Genomic DNA, 19,090 nt, shown 5'->3' on the forward strand with positions numbered 1-19,090 from the left:
GTTGAAGCGTTCAGAAAGTACCTGTGCAGCGAATGCACTCGCCGCAAATACTCGATGCGCTCATTCGCATCGGCTTTATCGCTCATACGTCGGACTCCACCAACTGATAAATTGGAAACCAAAAACCGACATCCAGACTGGACCCCAGCTCGGAGCAGATTTAATTGGCATTGATTCCCTTACCACTTACGTAACCCAGACTCAAGATAGCGACCTTCTTCTGCAGGATCGACAAACACGATCCACAGTTACTCTAAAAGCACGAATCACATTGCCAACTTCTCAACAAACCGACGCCATCGAACGAGCTTAGCTAATTCTAGAACCAATATCTCATCATCAGCATCAAGCATCATGGAATTTGTCCGAAAAGACCGTGTCGCCACAAGATCGGTCATTCTTAGCCTATCAATCACAAGGCCGTAAATGCGTTCGTCCCGAACAGCTTCCGCGTGGGCAATTTCTTCAAATGGCGTATCACGTGATGGCTTACAATTCTCGTGCGCAGGAAACGGAATAAACATAGAGTGCAAATACTCGCGAGACGGCTTAACCGAAAACCATTCCATGAAGTACGGATCTATGTATGATCGCAACGGCTTTTCGCGCCAGTTGCTACCCGAAGCCACCTGGCCGTAAAGGATTACGGATCCAGGCGCACGTCCGGCCAACTTTTTCCAAACAATTAGATCGACAGTCCCATCCTTTTCCGAATCGGAACTCCATCCAGGGTCCTTCGCATGCAACTCACCTAAGTTCAATTTCGAAGAAGCAACCTTGATTGCTTGGCGCATGGTGGAAGTGTTGTCCGGACGCGGCCAGCCCATCCAGTACGCGCTGCCTCCAAGGATCTCCGGCGCCGCGAGGTAGGCCATCATCTGAAAATGTTTCGCGATCTCCCGATATTCCGGCTTTAGATGGTGGAGGCTTATGTACTTGTACTTTATAGACGAGATTAAAAGGCAGGAGAGGTAACAGTACTGAGCCGGCTTGGCAGCACCGTCCTTGGCTGATTCGTAAGATACGATCCACGATGTTCCGACGGCAGAAATTGAGAAAGGATAGTTGATTCCGAGAATCTCGCTACGATACTCAATTTCTTGAAGAGCCCGGTCTGCCATGTTCTCTGCGCGTTCGTCAAGGATGTGCCTGGCACCCTCCCCGTCGCGCTCATCATCCTCGTCGTAGCCGAGGTCCTCGTCGTCCTCATCGAAAGCTGGCTCGTCCAGCGTGGATACGGCCCTCAGAAACTGGCCCTTACTTATGCGCCCAACCGGCGATATGAGAGCACATAGCTCTACCCAGTCCGCCAGTCGACTCCGCGTATCAGTCGGAGAATAGGCACTAATCGGCATTCTCATCCTCAGGCTGCCAAGCTCTAACTGTTGAATGGAGAACACGTGCGGACTTGCTAATGCTTTCGGTGGCAATTACTAGGTCTTTATCTCCGTCGTAGCTACCGCTGAGCCGTAACGCTTCCTCCACATCTTGCACTAACTTATAGACCAACTGTGAAAACTTTGCCCCTTTGTCCTCAGCTACGTCATACGCGCGATTGAGATTACGTGTTGCCTCAAGGGTGGCAAGTGCTGCCTTATTTCCTAGAACTTGAACGAGCCGCCCTAAATCAGGATTCTGACTTTGAACTATCGCTGGTTCCTCACCTTGGCCGTAAAGCCAAGATGTAAGTTGGCGTAGCTTGGGAATCTGTGGAGCAGGTACCGGCGCCTGCGTCAAAAGACCCTCTGCGACGTCTGGTAGACCGAGGTACTCTCGTGTTGCGGGCCGAGAAAGCGCCGTGTACAAGTGCGAAAAGGCGAATGTTCGGCGAGAGATGGCCTCACGGTCAAAACCTTCATCTTCGGCTTGCTGGAGCACTTTCCACCCATTGACCAGGCGGCTTATGGTGTTGTGATTGTCGCCCAGTCGCTGACTGACCATATCGATCTCGCCGCCGTCTTCAAGCCATTCCGCCGCATACCTAGCTTTGGCCAATGAGTCCCATTTGAAGGCACCATTGATGTGCTTGAAGCCAATGAAGTCTCGAGCATCCTTTTTGGACTCAACCAAGCGAACGCGAACAAACGGTGGGCGCGCTAAGGGATTCAGAGGTTCAGGCAGTGAAACTCCGAGGGATACTGCGAGTCGAGGGTCATTTATGAGGCGAAGCGCTGCCAAACGCCGATTACCCTCGATCACGATGTTGGATGACTTGAGGACAATTAGTGGCTCGTAGTCGTACCAGCCGGATGTGCCAATCGACTGCACAAGTTCAGAAACGTCAGCATGGTTAGCCAAATACTCGATTGCCTCAAGTTCAGTTTCAAACTTAGCATCCGGCATTCTGGGATTCTCTAAGTCCAGACGCAACTCTGAGGGATCCTTGGGGACGTCTTCATTCACTTGCATGTCCTCGATCCGTTGTTGACTTCCTCGGAGTATATACAAAGCTGCGGTGCCAGAGGGGACAGTGGCTAGCTCGCGCAATGGTGCTATGCCTTCTGTGTGTCCAGATGACCGGGTCGCGGGATGAGTCCCTCTATGGCCCGAGACTACTCGTCCCTAAACCTCCGCCGCAGGAGCAGCGAACTGCGCCTCGTACAACCGCGCGTAAGCCCCACCCACGGCCAGCAGTGAACCGTGCGTGCCCTGCTCCACGATCTGGCCGGCCTCCATCACCAGGATGAGGTCGGCGTCGCGGATGGTGGACAGACGATGGGCAATAACAAAGGAAGTCCGGTCCGACCGCAAAGCGCTCATTGCCTTCTGCACCAATACCTCGGTCCGGGTGTCCACGGAAGAGGTCGCCTCATCCAGGATCAGCACAGACGGCCGGGCCAGGAACGCCCGCGCGATCGTCAGCAACTGCTTCTCGCCCGCGGACACGTTGGAGCCCTCGTCCTCCAGCACCGTGTCGTACCCCTCGGGCAGTGACCGCACGAACCGGTCCACGTACGTCGCCCGCGCCGCCTCCAAAATTTCGGCTTCAGTTGCCGAAGGCCGGCCGTACGCGATGTTGTCCCGGATGGTCCCGCCGAACAGCCACGTATCCTGCAGCACCATCCCCAGCCGCGAGCGCAGCTCGCGCCGCGGCACCGAGGTGACGTCCACGCCGTCGAGCGTTATCCGCCCCGCATCCAGCTCGTAGAACCGCATCATCAGGTTCACCAGCGTAGTCTTGCCCGCGCCGGTGGGCCCGACAATCGCCACCGTCTGCCCCGGCTCCGCCACCAGGGAAAGCCCGGAGATCAGCGGCTTGTCCGGCGAATACGAGAACGACACATCCTCGAACACCAGCCGCCTCCGCCCAAACACCGGTCCAGAAGAAGGAGCAGGCTCAACAGATTCCTCCTCCTCATCCAGCAGCTCAAACACCCGCTCCGTCGAAGCCCCCCGGACTGCAGCAGGTTGGCCATGGACCCCAGCTGCGCCAGCGGCTGCGTTAACTGCCGCGAGTACTGGAGAACGCCTGCACATCACCCAACTGCATCGCGTCGGACGTCACCTGCAGCCCGCCCACCACGGCGATCCTCACGTACACCAGGTTTCCGATGAACGTCATGGCCGGCATGATCAGCCCGGAAATGAACTGCGCCCCGAAGCTCGCCTCATACAGTTCGGCATTCTTCTGCCGGAACCGCTCCCCCACCTCCTGCTGCCCGCCGAACACCTTCACCAGCGCATGCCCGGTGTACGTCTCCTCGATCTGCCCGTTCAGCTCGCCCGTGTTCTTCCACTGCTGCACGAACAACTTCTGCGAGCGCTTGGCAATCAGCGCAGTGACCCTGAGCTAAGGCAGCTGCTACTTGCCTTCCATCCGAGACCAACCCAAAGCCGGCCCCAACTTGCCCGCGATATCGGTAAGGATATGGACGTAGTCCTCGTGGTCGAAGCTGAAGGGCAGGGCGAAGGCCACCTCATCCACCTCCTGGAAGCCTGCGTGCGCGTACAGCTGCGCGGCGATCTCCTCGCTGGTGCCGATCAGGTCCTGGGCAAACATCATGCCCCGCGGCCCCTGCGGAGCAGCAGTGCGCGGAGTGCGTTCATCCACATATCGCTGGTACTTCTCCCGCTGCGCCGGCGACGCCGAGTCGGTGGGGATCACCACCAGGCCCTGCGAAACCCGCGCATGGGCACGCCCTGACGCTGCTGCCGCCTCCCGGAACGCCCGGATCTGTGACTGCTGGACCAGCGCGAAATCCGGCTCCTGATCCTTGTCCGGGAAGATCACGCTGCTGGACAGCAGGTTGAACCCATTCGAACCGGCCCAGACAGCTGATTTCTTGCTGCCGGCCCCGTACCAAAGGCGGTCCCGCAGCCCGGGCGAATGCGGCTCCACGCGGTTGGAGAATTCCTCCACCACGCCCTGCTTGCCCGAAAACTCCCGCACCGGCTCACCCGCAACCAAACGCACAAACCGCTCCACCCGGGCGTAGCTGAAGTCCTCCACGTCCGCGGTATCCGGGTACAGCTCGTGCTTCACGGTGTCGTACTGCATCGGTTCGCCCACGCTCACGCCGGGATTGATGCGTCCTCCGGCGAGCAGGTCCACGGTGGCCAGGTCCTCGGCCAGGCGCAGCGGGTTCTCCCAGCCCAGCGGCGTCACGGCGGTGCCAAGCTCGATCCGGGAGGTGCGCTGGCTCGCCGCAGCCATCACCGCAACCGGCGAAGAAATCCCGAACTGCAGGTGCCGGTGGCGCAGCCAGGCGCTGTCGAACCCCAGCCGCTCCCCCAGTTCAATAATCTGCAGCGTGGACTCGTGGCCAGCGGCGGGATCAAGCGGATCAAACAGCCCAATGGTGAGGAAACCAAGCTTGCGCAAAGGACGGTCGGGCTGCGGCATGGCTTCCTCCAGGAATCAGGGACGTGGCTGATCCTCAGCCTAGGCACTGGGCCACCGCATGAACCAACATGTCCCTCGGCCCAGCGCCGCCTGCAAAGACAACCTTGACGGCATCGTCCATCCGAGGGTTAGGCTCGCCAAGAGCCAGCGACGGCGCCGGCACGGGAGGAAGATATGTCTTTGCAGGAAATCGAGTTCACGTCCGCCAACGGCCGCGACACCATACAGGCGTGGGTCTACGAACCCATCGGCCAGCCCAAGGGGATCGTGCAGCTGATCCACGGGCTCGGCGAGCATTCCCGCCGCTACCTCCACCTCATCTCCACCCTGGTGGACGCCGGGTTCATCGTGGTGGCAGGTGACCACTCCGGGCACGGACGCACCGCGATGCAGCAGGGCACCTGGGGCGATGCCGGCGAGGACGCCGCCAGCGTGGTGGTCGCCGACGAGGTCACCCTTCAGGCCAAGGCCCGGGAAGCACTCCCCCAGCTCCCGTACGTGGTGTTCGGCCACAGCTGGGGATCCATGATTGCGCGCGGTTTGGCCATCAATCCACAGGCTCAGCTTTCCGGCCTGATCCTCTGCGGAATCGCGGCCCAGATGCGGGGCATCGAGAAAATGATCAACCGGCCCGAACTCGCCCGTCTTGCCTCCGGCGAGCGCGCCACAGAGCCCGCACCCGAGGAACTGGTGGGCCAGCTGTTCGACGGTTTCCTGGGCCGCTTTGGCGAAGATGCCGGCCCCACCGCCTGGGTGGCGCTGGACGTTGACGTCGTTGCCGACCACGGGCGGGACCCCTTCAACAACTTCGGCGCACCCTTGAGCGCGCGGTTCCTGCAGGGCTTCGTGGACCTCTACGACCAGGTCAACTCCGACGACTGGTACAAACAGCTCCCCGCGGACCTCCCCGTGCTGATCCTCGCCGGCGACCAGGACCCCGTGACCAACTACGGCGAAGGGGCCTACCACGTGGCCAACCGCCTGGCCGATTCAGGCCACGCGGACGTCCGCACCCGCGTCTTCCCCGGCGTACGCCACGAGGTGCACAACGAACCCACCACCCGCGCCGAAACGGAACGCGAGACGGTCGAGTTCATCCAGCGGGTCGCGCACCAGCGGCAGGACTCCCCCGCACCGTCAGCTACAGCCTGACGGTCCCGGAGGAAAGCAGCCCAGCGGAAGGGGTCGACGACGGCACCCGCCCCGCCGCCGTCGTCGCCCCTTCCAGCGAAGCCAGCCAACAGCGGCCGGCCCCGCGGGCTGCTAGGCGGCGTCCTCGGCGATGTCCTCCGCCCACAAGTCCGGGTTGTCTTCCTGGAACGCACGCATCATCTCCACGCACCGCGGATCATCCAGGACCACCACCTCAACACCGCGTGAGCGCAAAAGGTCGAACTCGCCGTCGAAGGTGCGCGCCTCCCCCACCACCACCCTCGGGATCTTGAACTGGATGATGGTTCCCGTGCACATGGCACACGGGGCCAGCGTGGTGTAGAGCGTGGTGTCCCGGTAGCTCTTCTGCCGTCCGGCCGCGCGGAGTGCGGACATTTCCCCGTGCGCTATCGGGTCGCCGTTCTGGACGCGTTCGTTGTGTCCGCTCGCGATGACCACCCCGTCACGGGCCAGCGCTGCCCCGATCGGGATGCCACCCTCTTGGAGGCTCTTCTGGGCAGCCTGGTACGCGGCTTCGAAGGCAGGGTCGGAAGTCGCTGGCTTAGCGGCGGACGCGTGATGTTCGTCAATCATGCGGTCATTCTCGCATGTGGCCGTCACGCGCAATTCAGACCGATACTGCTCGCTCCAGCAGTTTCCGGATCCGCTCAACCGTTGTATCGATGCCTCCCGTTGACTCAATCATCAGGCCGGATTCGTCGTCCTGGAGCTCCTCCAGGGTCTCCAGCTGGGACGTGAGCAGGGATGCCGGCATGAAGTGTCCGGGGCGTTGGTCGAGCCGGTCCTGCAGTGCGGGCCTGTCGGCCTGCAGCAGGATGAACGTGGTGGCCGGCGCGGCGGTCCGGATGGCATCCCGGTAGCTGCGCCTGAGGGCCGAGCAGGCAACAATGGTTCCGTTGTCGGGGCTGCTGGACAGCCGGGTACCCACGAGGTGAAGCCACGGCCACCGGTCCTCATCGGTCAGGGGAACGCCTGAGGCCATTTTCTTGACGTTGGCTTCGGGGTGCAGGATGTCACCATCGATGAAACGGGCGCTCATCTGGGTGGCGAGCGCCTGGCCGACAGAGGATTTCCCTGCACCGGAGACGCCCATCACCACGATGCTCTGGGACACTACAGGGCGCCCTGGTGCGCGGTGCCGGCGGGAATGGGCGTCAGGCGGGTGACCTCGACCGGTTCCGCCAGAAGTCCCTCGAGTGAGGCGTTAAGCCGCTTGACGGCGTCGCCGGCGCCGTGCGCGTCGAGCAGCCCGGCGCTTTCCCATTTCTCGATCATGACGATCTGGCCGTTCGGCGCGTCGTGGATGGCGTACAGGAGGCATCCGGGTTCTTCGTGGACCTCGGCGATGGCGGGCTCGAGGGCCGCGACAACCCGGTCGCGGGCACCGTCGTTGGGGGTGAATACTGCTGTGACGACGATGGTCATGATGGTTCCTTTGCTCGATTGCTGGTGATGCTCAAATAGATGCCGGTATGGTCCAGGTCCCCGAGGCCGTCGGTGACCATTGTTTCGAAAGCGGATTTCAGCGTATTGGCAACGGGCAGCGTGAGTCCTGCATCCGCGGCTGCCTCCGTGATAAAACGCAGGTCCTTGAGCTGGTTCTTGGCCGAACCGCCGCCGTCGAAGTCCCCGGTGATCCAGCGGCCGCCCTTTTGTTGAAGGACCTCTGAATTGGCCAGACCGCCCTTGAGGATTGCCTGGACGTTTTGCAGGTCCAGGCCCGAGGCCTTCGCCAGCGCCATCGATTCAGACAGGGCGGTGACCGTCGCCGCCACCACGATCTGGTTGCAGGCCTTCACAATGGCGCCGGCCCCGGCTTCCCCGAACCACATGACTGTGGAGCTGTAGAGCTCGAAAAGCGGTGTCAGCCACTGGACCACGCCCTGGGGCCCGCCGGCCATGATGCTCAGCCGCCCCTGCTCTGCCCCGATGGTCCCGCCGCTGAGCGGTGCGTCGATGACCACCACCCCGTAACGGGACTTGCAGTCGGCTGCGAAGGCGGCAACCGCCGTGGGGGACACGGTGCCGTGGATGACCAGGACAGGTTCAACCACACCTGCCCTGGCCCACCCCGCGAGCAGGCCGTCATCCCCGTCCAGGAGTGCTTCCACCTGGGGCAGGTCCGGCAGCACGGTGAGGACAACATCCGCTGCGGCATCGGTCGGCCGTGCAGCTACCGTGCCCCCTTGGATGGCTTCGGCTTTATGGAGCGTGCGGTTCCACAAGGTCAGGGACACCCCGCCGTCGATGAGGTTCCGGGCGATCGGGGCTCCCATGGGGCCGGTGCCGAGCAGTGAGACGGAGACGCCGGGATTGAGGGGTGAGGGAGGTTGGGTTTCTGTCATGGATTAGAAGGGGATCAGGCCGGCGAGGGCAGGGAGGAAGGTGCTGAACCAGGGCACGGCGGCGAGGACGAGGAGGCCGACGAACACCGCCACCAGGTACGGCCAGAAATGTTTGAGACTGTTTTCCACGGTTTCGCGGGCGGTGGCGCAGGCGACGTAGAAGCCAACCCCAGCCGGCGGGGCGAAGGAGCCGATGCCCATCGAGATGATGAGGACCATGGCGTACTGCACCGGGTTGACGCCGAAGTCGGTGGCGATCGGCAGCAGCAGCGGGGCGAAGATGAGCACAGCGGGCAGGCCTTCGAGGAGCTGGCCCATGATGATCAGCAGCACCACGGTGAAGAGCATGAACAGGATGGGGGAATCGCCCAGTCCGGACATCAGGTCGTGGATCTGCTGCGAGACGCCCGCCAGGGCGAGGGTCTGGGCCAGGGGCGACGCCGCGGCGATGATGAACAGCACCATGCCCGCCGTCGTGGTTGTTTCGCGCAGGGTGTCGCCGAGAAGGCGCCGGCTGCCGCGGCGGTAGGCGGCGGCAAGCACGAAGGCGTAGGCGACGGCGACCGAGGACACCTCGGTGGGGGTGGCGAACCCGCTGAGGATCCCCACCACCATGCCCACCGGGAGCAGAAGCGTGGGCAGGGCGAAGAAGGTGGCGGAGCCCCGGGCCCGCCACGTGGCCTTGGCGCTTGGCACCCCTCCCTGCTTGCGCGCCCTCAGGAACACCATAGCCATGACCACCAGGGCGAGGAAAGCTGCCGGCACGAAACCTGCGAGGAACAGGGTGGTGGTGGAGATGGTGGTGATGGAGCCCAGGATCAGCAGGACGATGCTGGGCGGGATGGTTTCACCCATGATGGCCGACGCCGACAGCACGGCCACCACTTCGCCCCGCGGGTATTTGCGCTCTTCGAGCATGCCGCGCATGGTGGTGCCCACAGCTGCGACGTCAGCGACTTTGGAGCCGGAGATGCCGGAGAAGATGTACATGGTGACCACCACCACCTGCAGGAGCCCGCCGCGAAGGTGGCCGATCAGGGCATCGACGAGCTTGGCCAGCGGCAGGGTGAGGCCCGCCGAGTTCATGACTGTGCCGGCCAGGATGAAGAACGGGATGGCCAGCAGGACGAAGCCCTTGGCTCCGGATGCCATGCCGATGGGGATGGCGCTTACGTCGGAAATGCCGCCGAGGTACAGGTAGATTCCGGAGGCCAGTGCCAGGACAAACGCGATGGGCAGGCCCAGGAACAGCAGGGCAAACAGGGCCACGAGGACCACCAGAAGCAGGACGTTCGGGGAGGCGTAGTAGAACAGCGGCGGTGAGACAAGGACGACGACGACCAGGGCTGCCGCGATTCCGGCACCCACCAGAGCGGGTCGCCAGGCCTCGCGCCGGAGTTTGACCAGGGCGAACCAGGCAATGAGTACCATGCCTACCGTGAACGGCATGTTGACCCAAAAAACGGGGAGCTGCAGGATGGGTGTCTTCTCCTCGATCTGCTGGACGAGGGTGGGCACGAACAGCGCAAGCGCGCCGGCGCTCATGACAAAGACGAGCCAGTCCACAAGCGCTGCGAGGTACGGCTTCCATGTTGCGGGCAGGCGCATGATGAGCGCCTGGACGGACATGTGTGCGCCCTTCGGGTAGGCAATGGCGCCACCGATGAAGGCAATGGTCAGCAGGGCGATCTCGGACACCTCCTGTGTCCAGAGAACTGAGTCCCCCGTGATGACGCGGACGGTGATGTTCAGCAGGATCACCACGAGCTCCGCGAGAATCGCCGCTCCCACAATCCATTCGAGGGCCTTGTCGAGCCATGCAGCACCGCTCCAGCCGGAGGGCACGTGGTCGTGGTGAAGGATTTCCTCCGCTTCGAGGGGAAGGACTTCCTCGTAGTCCTGGGGAGCAACGGTGGGTTTCATGGTTTTCCAGACTGTCGACATTGAGAGCGGGATTTCTATGGAGGTGGAGGGTCAGTGCGGGTGGGAGCCCTGCGGGGGCTCCCACCCGTCCTTGTTATTTCTTGCCGGCGAAGGCGATGGCCTGGTCGAAGAATTCCCTGCCGATGAGCTTGGAAAACTCCGGGTAGAGGCTCTGGGAAGCGGCCTTGAACTCGGCGAGTCCTGACGCGCTGAGCTCGTTGGCCTTCATGCCCTTGGCCGCCAGTTCATCCAACTGCTTCTTGGACTGTTCCTCGTCATAACCCGTCTTGAAGGTTGCCGTTTCCTCGGAAGCGGTGGTGAGCGCCTTCTTCTGGTCATCCGTCAGTGAATCCCACTTCTTCGATGACAGGGCCAGTACCCAGGCGTCGTTGATGTGGTTGGTCATTGAGACGTATTTCTGCACCTCGGAGAACTTGTTGGTCCAAGGAACTTCAATCGGGTTTTCCTGGCCGTCAATCGTCCCGGTCTGCAGCCCGGTGAAGACTTCCGAGAAGGCCATAGTGGTGGGGCTGGCGCCCAGCTTGCCGAAGAAGTCGGTCCACAGGGTGTTGCCCGGCACGCGGATCTTCAGCCCCTTCAGGTCCGAAGGCTGTTCGATCGGGCGCACGGAGTTGGTGATCTCGCGGCCGGTCCGGGTCAGGAAGGAGAGCGCCACGGTGTCCTTTGCCGCCAGCTTCTCCTTCAGGACCTTTCCGGGTTCCCCGGCGAGGAACTTTGCCTCTTCCTTGGTGTCCGCGAAAAGGTAGGGGATGCTGATGCCGTTCATCTCCGGCACCACCGAGGCGTAGACGGAGGTGGACAGAATCAGTCCGTCGAGCGATCCGCCCTGCAGACGGGTCACCGCGGCATTCTGGTCACCGCTGAAGCTCGTGCCGTTGGGCACAACGGTGACCTGGACGAAACCGTTGGAGGTCTTCTTGACCTGGTCGGCGAAGTGCTGGGCGGTGACGCCGACGGAGGACGTCAGAGGATCGGGGATGGAGAGCTGGATCTTTGCCACCGGGCCGCTTTGGCCTGCGGGCTGGGCTCCGCCTGCACAGCCGGTCAGCAGCGCTGCGGCCAGGCTGGTTGCCAGTACCCCTGTGATGGCGCGGGTCTTGAGGTTCATTCGATGCCTTTCTTCATTGGAAGGATGCGGTGCTGCACGGCAGACACGGCGTGCCGCTGGTCGCAGCGGGTGTGGCTTAAGCCGGGGATACTCGTTTAGGAGACGGTGACGGGGGTGGCGATCAGCGCTTCGGTCTCGCGGCGGAGCTCCAGTGCTTGGGACAGGGAGTCATCAATGATGACATCGTCCCAACCGACAGTGGCCCCCTTGGGCACATCGTTACGCAGCTCCACGTGGTGGGCCAGGGCAACAGGGAGGGCGCCCGTTGACACCGAGTGCTTGGCGGAAACCAGCTTGCCCCAGACGGTGAAGCCGCCTTCGCCGTCGAGGAATTCACCGGCCTTGAGGTCCTTCTTGGCGGTGGCGACCACGTCGCCGTAGAAACCGACCGGGCCACCGGTGGGGATGCCGCGAAGGGCTGCGTTGGCAATGGACATGTTCAACTCGAGGCCCACGTAGTGGTACGGGCGGTACAGGGCGGCGTACTGGCCAGTGGGGTCCGGGTGCCAGGGGTATTCGTTGAAGCAGCCGGAAACGTAGTCGTTGGTCGCCTTGACCACGACGAAGACGCCTTCCTGGGTGTTGTGGCTGATCCAGCTGCCGTCGCGGTTGACGCTGGACATGACGTCGACGCTTCCTTCGTGGGCGAGGGATCCGCCGACGGCGGCCGGGCGGCAGATGGTGGCGATCTCTTCAACATTGCCGGGCGTGAAGCTCAAGCCGGAATCGGAGGGAGCAAGCCCGGCACCATTGGCCACCGCCGCCATTTCAATGGCGGCCTTGGTCCCGTCGCGGAATGAGGTGTGCATGTAGGGGTTGAGCTGGCCGGAGTCCGTCAGTTCCTTGGAGAACTCCCAGTTTTCCCAGACGTTGTCCGGGTTCATCTCGTGGTAGTGCTCCAGGTATTTGGCGCCCTTGCCGGCGCAGACCACGTCGAAGCCGCTGGTGCGGGCCCAGTCCACGAGTTCCATGATGAGGGCCGGCTGGTCCCCGTAGGCCATCGAGTAGACCACGCCTGCTTCCTCCGCCCGCTTGGCCAGCGCGGGGCCGGCAAGGGCATCAGCTTCGACGGTGACCATGATGATGTGCTTCTTGGTTTCGATCGCCTTCAAAGCATGCTTGATGCCGACGATCGGGTTGCCGGTGGCTTCGACGATGACGTCGATGTCCACGTCGAACAGTTCGTCAGCGTTGGCGATGATGGCCGTGGAGCGGTCCCGCAAAGCTGTTGCGATATCCGGGGCAACCTGCGAGGCGGGCCATTCCACCAGTTCGAAGGCTCCCTGGGCCCGCTTGACGTTGATGTCCGCGATGGCGACGACGTGGATGCCGGGGATGTTGTTGGCCTGGGCCAGGTACATGGTCCCATAGCGGCCGGCGCCGATCAGTCCAACGCGGATCGGACGGGACTGCTGTTCACGGTCGCTGAGGAGTTTATGAAGGTTCACGGGAATCTCTCTAAGGGGTGCTTGGCCAAAGAAAAGCACCTCCGGCAGGCCGGATGGCACAACTTCTTTGTCGCATTTTGTAAGGAAAACTGTCCGGAGTGGAACCGGTTCCACTTTTGTACCAGCCACTGATAAGCTGTGTCAACGATCACCTTCCTGGCCCGTCGTAATGAAGCGAACGGGCAGGAAGGAATGGCGTACGTAATGACGAAAAGGTCTTGGTCTCAAGGAGGAGCGGTGCGCAAAGCGCCTACTATTCGCGATGTGGCAGCGGCTGCGGGAGTGTCCGTCTCCGTGGTCTCACGGGTCCTGAACCCGGATTCGGGACCGGTGGCACCCGCGAAAAGACAAGAGGTTTTGCGGGTCATCGACGAACTGGGTTACCGGCCCAGGGCGGCCGCCCGTGAACTCAGCGCGGGGCAGGCACTCACCATCGGCCTGGTGGTCACCGACCTCTCCAACCCGTTTTTCGCCCGCCTGGCGGACAGGATCGTCTGGGAGGCACGCGGCCATGGCGTGCAGGTGGTGTTGATGACCACGCAGGAGGATCCGCACCTGGAGGCAGACTCCCTGGATACGTTGCTGGACCGCTCAGTGAGCGGCGTGATTGCCACTCCCACCGGGGGCAACATCGAAAAGTGGCGGCGCCTGCGGGACCTCGGCGTCAACGTGGTCTTCATTGACCGCGCTATCGAAGAGCTCGAAGATGTGGACGTTGTCAGCATCGAAAACTTCGACTCCGCGGAACGCTCCACCGAGCACCTCATCACCCTGGGCCATACCCGGATCGGGCTGATCACCGGCCCGCTCACCACCTCCACCGGAAGTGCCAGGCTGAACGGCTACAAGGCCGCCCACCAGAAGGCCTCCCTGCCGGTAGACCCCACGCTGATACGTGACGTGCCTTTCCGTGGGGACGCCGGCGGCGACGCCGTAGGATCACTGCTTGCGATGCGTCAGCCGCCCACGGCCCTCATCGTGGCAAACACGGCACAGGTGCAAAGTTCGGTCCGCAGGCTGGTCCAAATGGGCATTGACATCCCCGATGAGCTTTCCCTCATCGTCTTTGACGACAATCCCTGGACGGAGCTGACCACTCCCCCGCTGAGCGTCATCCGCCAGCCGCTGGACATGCTTGCCGTTCACGCCATCGAGCTGGTGCTCGGGCGGATGCACGGGAAGCTGCCGGACGGGGCGCGCCGCATCGAGGTCAAAGCCGACTACCTGCCGCGCAACAGCTGCGCGCCCCTCATCCTGTCAAGCGCCCGCTGAGGTCCGGGTCGGGGCGGGGCTCTTTGCGCGGTTCCGGTCCAGGATCAGCGCGAGGGCGATTCCGAACATCCAGACGTCCTTTGCCAGCGCGGTGCCTTGCTGGCTTGGCCGGATCCCGTCTTCCAAAGTCATGTCAGGAATTCTTCGGTACATGGTGAGAAGGGATCCGGAGAAGAGGCCCAGGCCCAGCCCGGCCAGCCGGCTTGGCACGAACGGCGCCAGGAGTGTTGCGCCCAGTGTCATCTCGGCGTAGCTGAGCAGCTTTCCGAACGTTTCCGGCTCCATCCAAGCCAGCTGTGGGTACACTTTGGCTCCCATGCCCTGCATCTGGGCGGCGCTGTCCTTGTCCAGGTTTCGCTTGCTGTAGCCGGCGTTAAGAATGAACGCTCCGGTGGCCAGGCGGAGGGGAATATGGCTCAGTTTCATCATTAAAGTTTAGTCCTGCACCTCCGGCCCGGCCTAGGAACTACGCCCACTGCTCCCACACCGTCAGCTGCAGCCTGACCGTCCCAAGCAAAGCACCTTCCACGGAAGGCTCGACGACGGCACTCACCTCGCCGTCGCCGTCGTCCCGCCCAGCAAACGCGCCCGTTACAGCGAAAGCGGCCCAGTGCATCAGGCGGTGACCACCTCGGCAGCTGTGTCCGCAGTCCGCACGGGCGTTTCCAGCCCCAGGTGATCACGGAGCGTGTTGCCGCGGTATTCGGTGGGGTACACGCCGCGTTCCTGCAGCTCCGGCACCAGGTGGTTCACGATGTCGTCCAGGCCGGTGGGGATCAGCCACGGCGAGATGTTGAACCCGTCCACGGCCCCCACCCGGGCGTACTCGGCCAGCTGGTCGGCAACAGCGATGTAGGAGCCGGTGAAGGTGGCATCGATCCGCGCGGTCTTCGAGGTGACGAACTGGCGGATGGACAGCCCCTTGTCCTTGGCCTCCGCCCGCCACTGGTCCGCCAGCTGCCGCGCCTTGGCACCATGGAAGCCGCTGCCGCGGGTCTCGGACGTCTCCTCCACCACGGGGTCGATCTCCGGCAGCGGTCCGTCCGGATCGTAGGACTGCAGCTCGCGGCCCCAGAACTGCTCGAGGTAGGCGACGGCCTGCTGCGGGCCGATCTGCAGGCTCCGCACCCATTCCTTCTTCTCCGCCGCCTCGGCAGCGGTGGGGGCAAGAATGAACTCGCTGGCCGGCATGATCTGCACGGCGTTCGCGCCGCGGCCCGCGGTCAACGAACGCTCCACCAGGTCCTTGCGGAACTCCACGGCGTCGTCGAACTTGGGGTGCGCCGAGAAGATGACGTCCGCCTGACGTGCCGCGAAGTTGCGGCCTTCCGGCGAGTCGCCGGCCTGGAACAGCACCGGCCGGTACTGGGCGCTGCGCGGCAGCCGCGGCGTCACGTCCACCGTGTAGTGCTGGCCCTCGTGCAGAACCCGGTGGGCGGGACCGGCCGGGGTCTCCCATGAGTCCCAGATCCGCTTGGCCGTCTCCACGAATGCCTCGGCGTGCTTGTACCGGTCAGCATGGTCCAGGTAGCCGCCGCGGCGGAAATTCGCCCCGGTCCAGGCGTTGTCCGTGGTCACGATGTTCCACGCGGCACGGCCACCCGAGATCAGGTCCAGCGAGGCGAGCCGGTGCGCCAGGTCCGCGGGATCGTTGTACGTGGTGTTCTGGGTGGCCACCAGGCCGATGTTTTTCGTTAGCGATGCCAGGGCGGCGAGCATGGTCTGCGCGTCCGGGCGGCCCACCACGTCCAGGGCGTGCGGGCGGCCCAGGTGCTCCCGCAGGCGGAGCCCCTCGCCCAGGAAGAACGCGGCGAACAGTCCGCGCTCGGCGGTCTGGGCGATGCGGCGGAACGATTCGAAGTCCGTCTGCGAGCCGGATTCCGCGGCCTTCCAGATGGTGCCGGAGTTGACGCCCTGGAAAAAGACACCGAACTGGATCTGGCCGGACGGTACAAAGGCATCGGATTTAGCACGGTTGTGCTGTGTCATGGTTTTCCCTTACTTTCCAGCGCCGGCGGGGCAGCGGCGGCGTGTGCGGCAGTGGCGGTTGCGTAGCGGCTCACCGGGCGTTGCAGCCCCAGCAGGTCACGGAGGGTGCCGTCCTGGACAACCGGACGGAGAGCTCCGCGGCGGCGCAGCTCCGGCAGGACCAAACGGCCCAGCTCCTCCAGATCAACAGCGAGCGACGCCGGGTGCAGCCGCACGCCGTCGGCCTCCTTCAGGAGCTCCGTCAGGAAGTCGGTGAGACCGGCTGCGGAACCTGCGTAGACGGCACGGCCGGAATCAATGCCAGCCACACGCCCAGCCGCAGCCTGCCCGCGCGCGTCCAGGACGACGTCGAGCTCGGCAACAACGGCGACGGACGCGCCCACCCGGGCCCGCACGTCGCGGATCTCGGCCGTAAGCAGTTCCGCGGCAGGCGCTGACACCAGCACCCCGTCAACAGCATCCGGCGAAACCACCCCCAGCAGGAACGCCGGAACCAGCACCGGCAGCTGGCCCTGCAGCGGCCGCGGAATGATGGACGGCCCCTTGACGGAGTAGCCCGCACCGGCAAAACCGGCAGGCGTTTCAAAATCGACGTGGTGCAGCTTGTCCACATCGATGTACCGTCCGGTGGCCACATCGCGGATCACGGCGTCGTCCTCCCACGAATCCCACAGCCGCCGGGACACCTCGATGGACGCCGCAGCTTCCTGGCCCAGCGCGGCACCGGCCACGGAAGAACGTCCGACGGCGGCAGCAGCCTCCGGCGATTCGGCCGCGGTCGCGATCCAGCCGGCCCGGCCGCCGGCCACGTAGTCCAGGCTGGCCAGCTGGGTGGAGACGTGGAACGGCTCGGTGTAGACGGTGTCCACCTCGGGGACCAGGGCAATGGTCCGGGAGACGGGCCCGGCAAACGCCGCGCGCTGCAGGGCGTTCGCCCGGCCGGGCACCGGAGCATCGGTGAAGGTGGCGGCGTGAAAGCCGGCCGACTCGGCGGCCAGCACGGCACGGGCGATGTCCGCTCCGGCCCAGCCGGCGCCGTCGAGCTCGATGGCAAGGAACCCTGCCTGACGTGGTGAAGAGGTGCTCACTTCTGGTCCTGACGTTCGTAGGGAATCTTCTCGCCGGCCTCGATGGCCACGGGCAGCCGGTTTTCGGCCGGCGGCAGCGGGCAGGTGGCCAGGTCCGTGTAGGCGCAGGGCAGGTTCACGGCCCGGTTGAAGTCCAGCAGCACCGACCCGTCCGCCGCAGGCACCACCGAGAGCGACCGGTTGGCCGCGTAGGTTGTCTTGCCGGAGGTCTGGTCCGTGAACAGCACGGACAGCGAGCCGGGGGCGTGGCCGTTGAACGCCGTCAGCGCCAGCTCCCGGCCGGCCAACTTGAAGCGGATCTCCCCCGGCGCCTCGTAGACATGCTGGATGCCCTCGACGGCGGCACCCACCGTGGTGGGCCGCGGCGCCTCGAACGGCACGAACGTCCCGCGCACGGCGTAGGCCGCATCCGGCGAGTAGGCGGGCGTGCCCTGGTAGGCCTGCAACAGCGGGTTCTCCGGATGCCTTGGCCGCACGATGTACTCGCCGCCGCGCTTGGCCAGCTCAATGACGGTATCGCCCGACACCAGGTTGATGCCGCCGCGTTCCTTGATGGGGCCGAGCTCAACGGCATCACCGGACACAGTGTTTAGTTCCCTGCCGTCCAGTTGCAGGCTTTCGCCCGCCTCCAGAACCACGCGGACGACGTCGGCCTCCACGCTCCAGGTGCCCGGCGCACCGTCCAGCCGCGCGGGTTCGCTGCCCAGCCAGTGCAGGTGGGTCACCGCCAGGAAACCGTGCCGGTGGGCCCGGTGCTGCTCGTGGGCGGCGTGCCACTCCTGCCAGTCGGCGTCGAAGGACTCAAGGGCGGTGTCCGTGGGTATCGCGTTCATGATGCCTTCCCTGACGGCGCAGCAGATGAAGTGGCCTGCGTGGCCGCGAAGTTCTCCTCGGTGATGGTCTTTGATTCCGGCAGCGCTTCCTCGGACAGGCCCCAGCGTTCCAGGACCTTCCCGTAGGAGCCGTCCTTGATGACGGAGTTGAGGGCCTCGGAGATGACCGGGGCCAGGCCGTTGCCGCGCAGCCTCGTGGCGGCCACCAGCGTCTCGGACGGCCAGCCGGCGTTGACCTTGCCCACCACTCTCAGGTCGTCGCGGGTGTTCTCGCGGTACACGGTGGACGGGTACGGGGCGATGTTGAGGTCCGTTCGGCCGGAGGACAGCGCCAGAATGGTATCGGCGTCGGACGAGTAGTACTGGAGCGTGGCCGGCGCCTTGCCCTTGCCCTCCAGTTCCTTGTTCCAGGCCAGCAGGATCTTCTCCTGGTTGGTGCCGGACCCCACGGAGATCTTCAGGCCGGAGATGTCGTCCGCGCCCTTGATGTCGTAGGTGGACGACTTCTTGGCCTCGAAACCCATGTACGCGGCCCGGTAGCTGGCGAAGTCGAACAGCTTCACCCGGTCCTTGTTCACGCCCACGTTGGAGAACACGGCCTCAAAGTCGCCCGACTGCGTCTTCAGCGGCCAGTTCTCCCAGGAAGTCACCTGGACGTCCAGTTCCAGGCCCAGCTTGTCCGCCACCAGCTGGGCGATGTCCAGCTCGGAGCCGATCGGCGTCTTGTCGTCCGTGGCGTGGAAGGACAGCGGGATGGACCCCGCCGTGGTGGCCACGGTCAGCTTGCCGTCCTTGCCGATCAGCGCGGGGACCTTGGCGGCGAGCGCCGCGTCCTTCTCAGCCCGGATCCGCTGCTGGTCCGGGGAGGTGTTGTAGACGACGCCGTTGCGGGCCGCCGTCGTCTGCGCCCCTCCGCTGGGGTTGCTGGCGGCTGATGCGCCGGGGTCCGCGCACCCGGCGAGAGCGGCCGTGCCAAGGAGGACGACGGCGGGAAGCACGTCGAGTGCGCGGCTGCGGCGTAGGCCGCTGGTGGAGAGAGCCATGGGG

At 64.0% G+C, this 19,090-nt stretch carries 18 protein-coding genes and 1 pseudogene; 2 read left to right on the forward strand and 17 right to left on the reverse strand.

Annotation, left to right across the window (positions count from 1 at the left end; all coding sequences use genetic code 11):
- Positions 1–266: 266 nt before the first annotated feature.
- From FBY33_RS03850 to FBY33_RS03865, 4 genes and pseudogenes are all read right to left on the reverse strand, one after another.
- The gene (locus FBY33_RS03850) at positions 267–1,355 is read right to left on the reverse strand and encodes a hypothetical protein (RefSeq protein ID WP_160141937.1); all 1,089 of its coding nucleotides are present in this window, start codon (positions 1,353–1,355) and stop codon (positions 267–269) included.
- Positions 1,345–2,403: a hypothetical protein gene (locus FBY33_RS03855; RefSeq protein WP_200831316.1), complete on the reverse strand. Its 1,059-nt coding sequence runs from the start codon at positions 2,401–2,403 to the stop codon at positions 1,345–1,347. The genes FBY33_RS03850 and FBY33_RS03855 overlap by 11 nt, the downstream gene beginning before the upstream one ends.
- A gap of 159 nt (positions 2,404–2,562) precedes the next feature.
- A pseudogene (locus tag FBY33_RS03860) lies at positions 2,563–3,790 on the reverse strand (ABC transporter ATP-binding protein); the annotation flags it as partial.
- 12 nt (positions 3,791–3,802) lie between these two features.
- Positions 3,803–4,843, reverse strand: coding sequence for an LLM class flavin-dependent oxidoreductase (locus FBY33_RS03865; RefSeq protein ID WP_142029379.1), 1,041 nt, complete (start codon positions 4,841–4,843; stop codon positions 3,803–3,805).
- Between the two features lie 174 nt (positions 4,844–5,017).
- On the opposite strand from FBY33_RS03865, the gene FBY33_RS03870 reads away from it, so the two are divergent.
- Complete coding sequence (locus tag FBY33_RS03870) at positions 5,018–5,995, forward strand: alpha/beta fold hydrolase (RefSeq protein WP_142029380.1); 978 nt, start codon at positions 5,018–5,020, stop codon at positions 5,993–5,995.
- A 111-nt stretch (positions 5,996–6,106) separates the two neighbouring features.
- On the opposite strand, the gene FBY33_RS03875 is transcribed toward FBY33_RS03870, so the two are convergent.
- The 7 genes from FBY33_RS03875 to FBY33_RS03905 all read right to left on the reverse strand — a co-directional run bounded on the left by FBY33_RS03875 (position 6,107) and on the right by FBY33_RS03905 (position 12,861).
- The gene (locus tag FBY33_RS03875; RefSeq protein WP_142029381.1) at positions 6,107–6,589 is read right to left on the reverse strand and encodes a nucleoside deaminase; all 483 of its coding nucleotides are present in this window, start codon (positions 6,587–6,589) and stop codon (positions 6,107–6,109) included.
- A gap of 34 nt (positions 6,590–6,623) precedes the next feature.
- A complete protein-coding gene (locus FBY33_RS03880) occupies positions 6,624–7,130 on the reverse strand; it encodes a gluconokinase (protein WP_142029382.1) in 507 nt (168 codons plus the stop codon).
- Entirely contained in the window at positions 7,130–7,441 is a 312-nt protein-coding gene (locus tag FBY33_RS03885; RefSeq protein WP_142029383.1) for a putative quinol monooxygenase, read from the reverse strand. Before FBY33_RS03885 ends, FBY33_RS03880 begins: the two co-directional genes overlap by 1 nt.
- Positions 7,438–8,361, reverse strand: a complete 924-nt coding sequence (locus FBY33_RS03890; protein ID WP_142029384.1) for an NAD(P)-dependent oxidoreductase — start codon at positions 8,359–8,361, stop codon at positions 7,438–7,440. The genes FBY33_RS03885 and FBY33_RS03890 overlap by 4 nt, the downstream gene beginning before the upstream one ends.
- Before the next feature lie 3 nt (positions 8,362–8,364).
- Positions 8,365–10,284: a TRAP transporter large permease gene (locus tag FBY33_RS03895; protein ID WP_142029385.1), complete on the reverse strand. Its 1,920-nt coding sequence runs from the start codon at positions 10,282–10,284 to the stop codon at positions 8,365–8,367.
- 94 nt (positions 10,285–10,378) lie between these two features.
- Positions 10,379–11,413 (reverse strand): DctP family TRAP transporter solute-binding subunit, encoded by a 1,035-nt coding sequence (locus FBY33_RS03900; protein ID WP_142029386.1) that lies wholly within the window; start codon positions 11,411–11,413, stop codon positions 10,379–10,381.
- A gap of 95 nt (positions 11,414–11,508) precedes the next feature.
- On the reverse strand, positions 11,509–12,861 hold the full coding sequence (locus FBY33_RS03905; RefSeq protein WP_142029387.1) for an NAD(P)H-dependent oxidoreductase: 1,353 nt from the start codon (positions 12,859–12,861) through the stop codon (positions 11,509–11,511).
- 237 nt (positions 12,862–13,098) lie between these two features.
- Between FBY33_RS03905 and FBY33_RS03910 the strand changes: the two genes are divergently transcribed.
- Positions 13,099–14,133: a LacI family DNA-binding transcriptional regulator gene (locus FBY33_RS03910; RefSeq protein WP_142029388.1), complete on the forward strand. Its 1,035-nt coding sequence runs from the start codon at positions 13,099–13,101 to the stop codon at positions 14,131–14,133.
- Here FBY33_RS03910 and FBY33_RS03915 read toward each other — a convergent pair.
- Genes FBY33_RS03915 through FBY33_RS03935 form a run of 6 tightly spaced genes read right to left on the reverse strand, consistent with a single transcriptional unit; the run spans position 14,119 to position 19,086 of the window.
- Positions 14,119–14,559 (reverse strand): hypothetical protein, encoded by a 441-nt coding sequence (locus FBY33_RS03915; RefSeq protein WP_142029389.1) that lies wholly within the window; start codon positions 14,557–14,559, stop codon positions 14,119–14,121. The genes FBY33_RS03910 and FBY33_RS03915 overlap by 15 nt on opposite strands.
- A gap of 40 nt (positions 14,560–14,599) precedes the next feature.
- Positions 14,600–14,749 carry a hypothetical protein gene (locus tag FBY33_RS20460; RefSeq protein WP_200831317.1) on the reverse strand — a complete coding sequence of 50 codons (150 nt, stop codon included), beginning with the start codon at positions 14,747–14,749 and terminating at the stop codon, positions 14,600–14,602.
- The gene (locus FBY33_RS03920) at positions 14,749–16,122 is read right to left on the reverse strand and encodes an NtaA/DmoA family FMN-dependent monooxygenase (RefSeq protein ID WP_142029390.1); all 1,374 of its coding nucleotides are present in this window, start codon (positions 16,120–16,122) and stop codon (positions 14,749–14,751) included. Before FBY33_RS03920 ends, FBY33_RS20460 begins: the two co-directional genes overlap by 1 nt.
- Positions 16,119–17,210, reverse strand: coding sequence for an LLM class flavin-dependent oxidoreductase (locus FBY33_RS03925; RefSeq protein ID WP_142029391.1), 1,092 nt, complete (start codon positions 17,208–17,210; stop codon positions 16,119–16,121). The genes FBY33_RS03920 and FBY33_RS03925 overlap by 4 nt, the downstream gene beginning before the upstream one ends.
- Positions 17,207–18,043 (reverse strand): DUF1684 domain-containing protein, encoded by an 837-nt coding sequence (locus FBY33_RS03930; RefSeq protein ID WP_142029392.1) that lies wholly within the window; start codon positions 18,041–18,043, stop codon positions 17,207–17,209. Before FBY33_RS03930 ends, FBY33_RS03925 begins: the two co-directional genes overlap by 4 nt.
- Positions 18,040–19,086, reverse strand: a complete 1,047-nt coding sequence (locus FBY33_RS03935) for a transporter substrate-binding domain-containing protein (RefSeq protein WP_142029393.1) — start codon at positions 19,084–19,086, stop codon at positions 18,040–18,042. The genes FBY33_RS03930 and FBY33_RS03935 overlap by 4 nt, the downstream gene beginning before the upstream one ends.
- Between the last annotated feature and the right edge of the window lie 4 nt (positions 19,087–19,090).

The sequence above is a fragment of the Arthrobacter sp. SLBN-112 genome (assembly GCF_006715225.1).
GTDB lineage: Bacteria > Actinomycetota > Actinomycetes > Actinomycetales > Micrococcaceae > Arthrobacter.

What these genes read in the sequence shown, in the direction of transcription:
- FBY33_RS03850 (WP_160141937.1), bottom strand. Translation starts at nt 1,355, where the DNA reads ATGCCGATTAGTGCCTATTCTCCGACTGATACGCGGAGTCGACTGGCG.
- FBY33_RS03865 (WP_142029379.1), bottom strand. Translation starts at nt 4,843, where the DNA reads ATGCCGCAGCCCGACCGTCCTTTGCGCAAGCTTGGTTTCCTCACCATT.
- FBY33_RS03870 (WP_142029380.1), top strand. Translation starts at nt 5,018, where the DNA reads ATGTCTTTGCAGGAAATCGAGTTCACGTCCGCCAACGGCCGCGACACC.
- FBY33_RS03875 (WP_142029381.1), bottom strand. Translation starts at nt 6,589, where the DNA reads ATGATTGACGAACATCACGCGTCCGCCGCTAAGCCAGCGACTTCCGAC.
- FBY33_RS03885 (WP_142029383.1), bottom strand. Translation starts at nt 7,441, where the DNA reads ATGACCATCGTCGTCACAGCAGTATTCACCCCCAACGACGGTGCCCGC.
- FBY33_RS03890 (WP_142029384.1), bottom strand. Translation starts at nt 8,361, where the DNA reads ATGACAGAAACCCAACCTCCCTCACCCCTCAATCCCGGCGTCTCCGTC.
- FBY33_RS03895 (WP_142029385.1), bottom strand. Translation starts at nt 10,284, where the DNA reads ATGAAACCCACCGTTGCTCCCCAGGACTACGAGGAAGTCCTTCCCCTC.
- FBY33_RS03900 (WP_142029386.1), bottom strand. Translation starts at nt 11,413, where the DNA reads ATGAACCTCAAGACCCGCGCCATCACAGGGGTACTGGCAACCAGCCTG.
- FBY33_RS03915 (WP_142029389.1), bottom strand. Translation starts at nt 14,559, where the DNA reads ATGAAACTGAGCCATATTCCCCTCCGCCTGGCCACCGGAGCGTTCATT.
- FBY33_RS20460 (WP_200831317.1), bottom strand. Translation starts at nt 14,749, where the DNA reads ATGCACTGGGCCGCTTTCGCTGTAACGGGCGCGTTTGCTGGGCGGGAC.
- FBY33_RS03920 (WP_142029390.1), bottom strand. Translation starts at nt 16,122, where the DNA reads ATGACACAGCACAACCGTGCTAAATCCGATGCCTTTGTACCGTCCGGC.
- FBY33_RS03930 (WP_142029392.1), bottom strand. Translation starts at nt 18,043, where the DNA reads ATGAACGCGATACCCACGGACACCGCCCTTGAGTCCTTCGACGCCGAC.
- FBY33_RS03935 (WP_142029393.1), bottom strand. Translation starts at nt 19,086, where the DNA reads ATGGCTCTCTCCACCAGCGGCCTACGCCGCAGCCGCGCACTCGACGTG.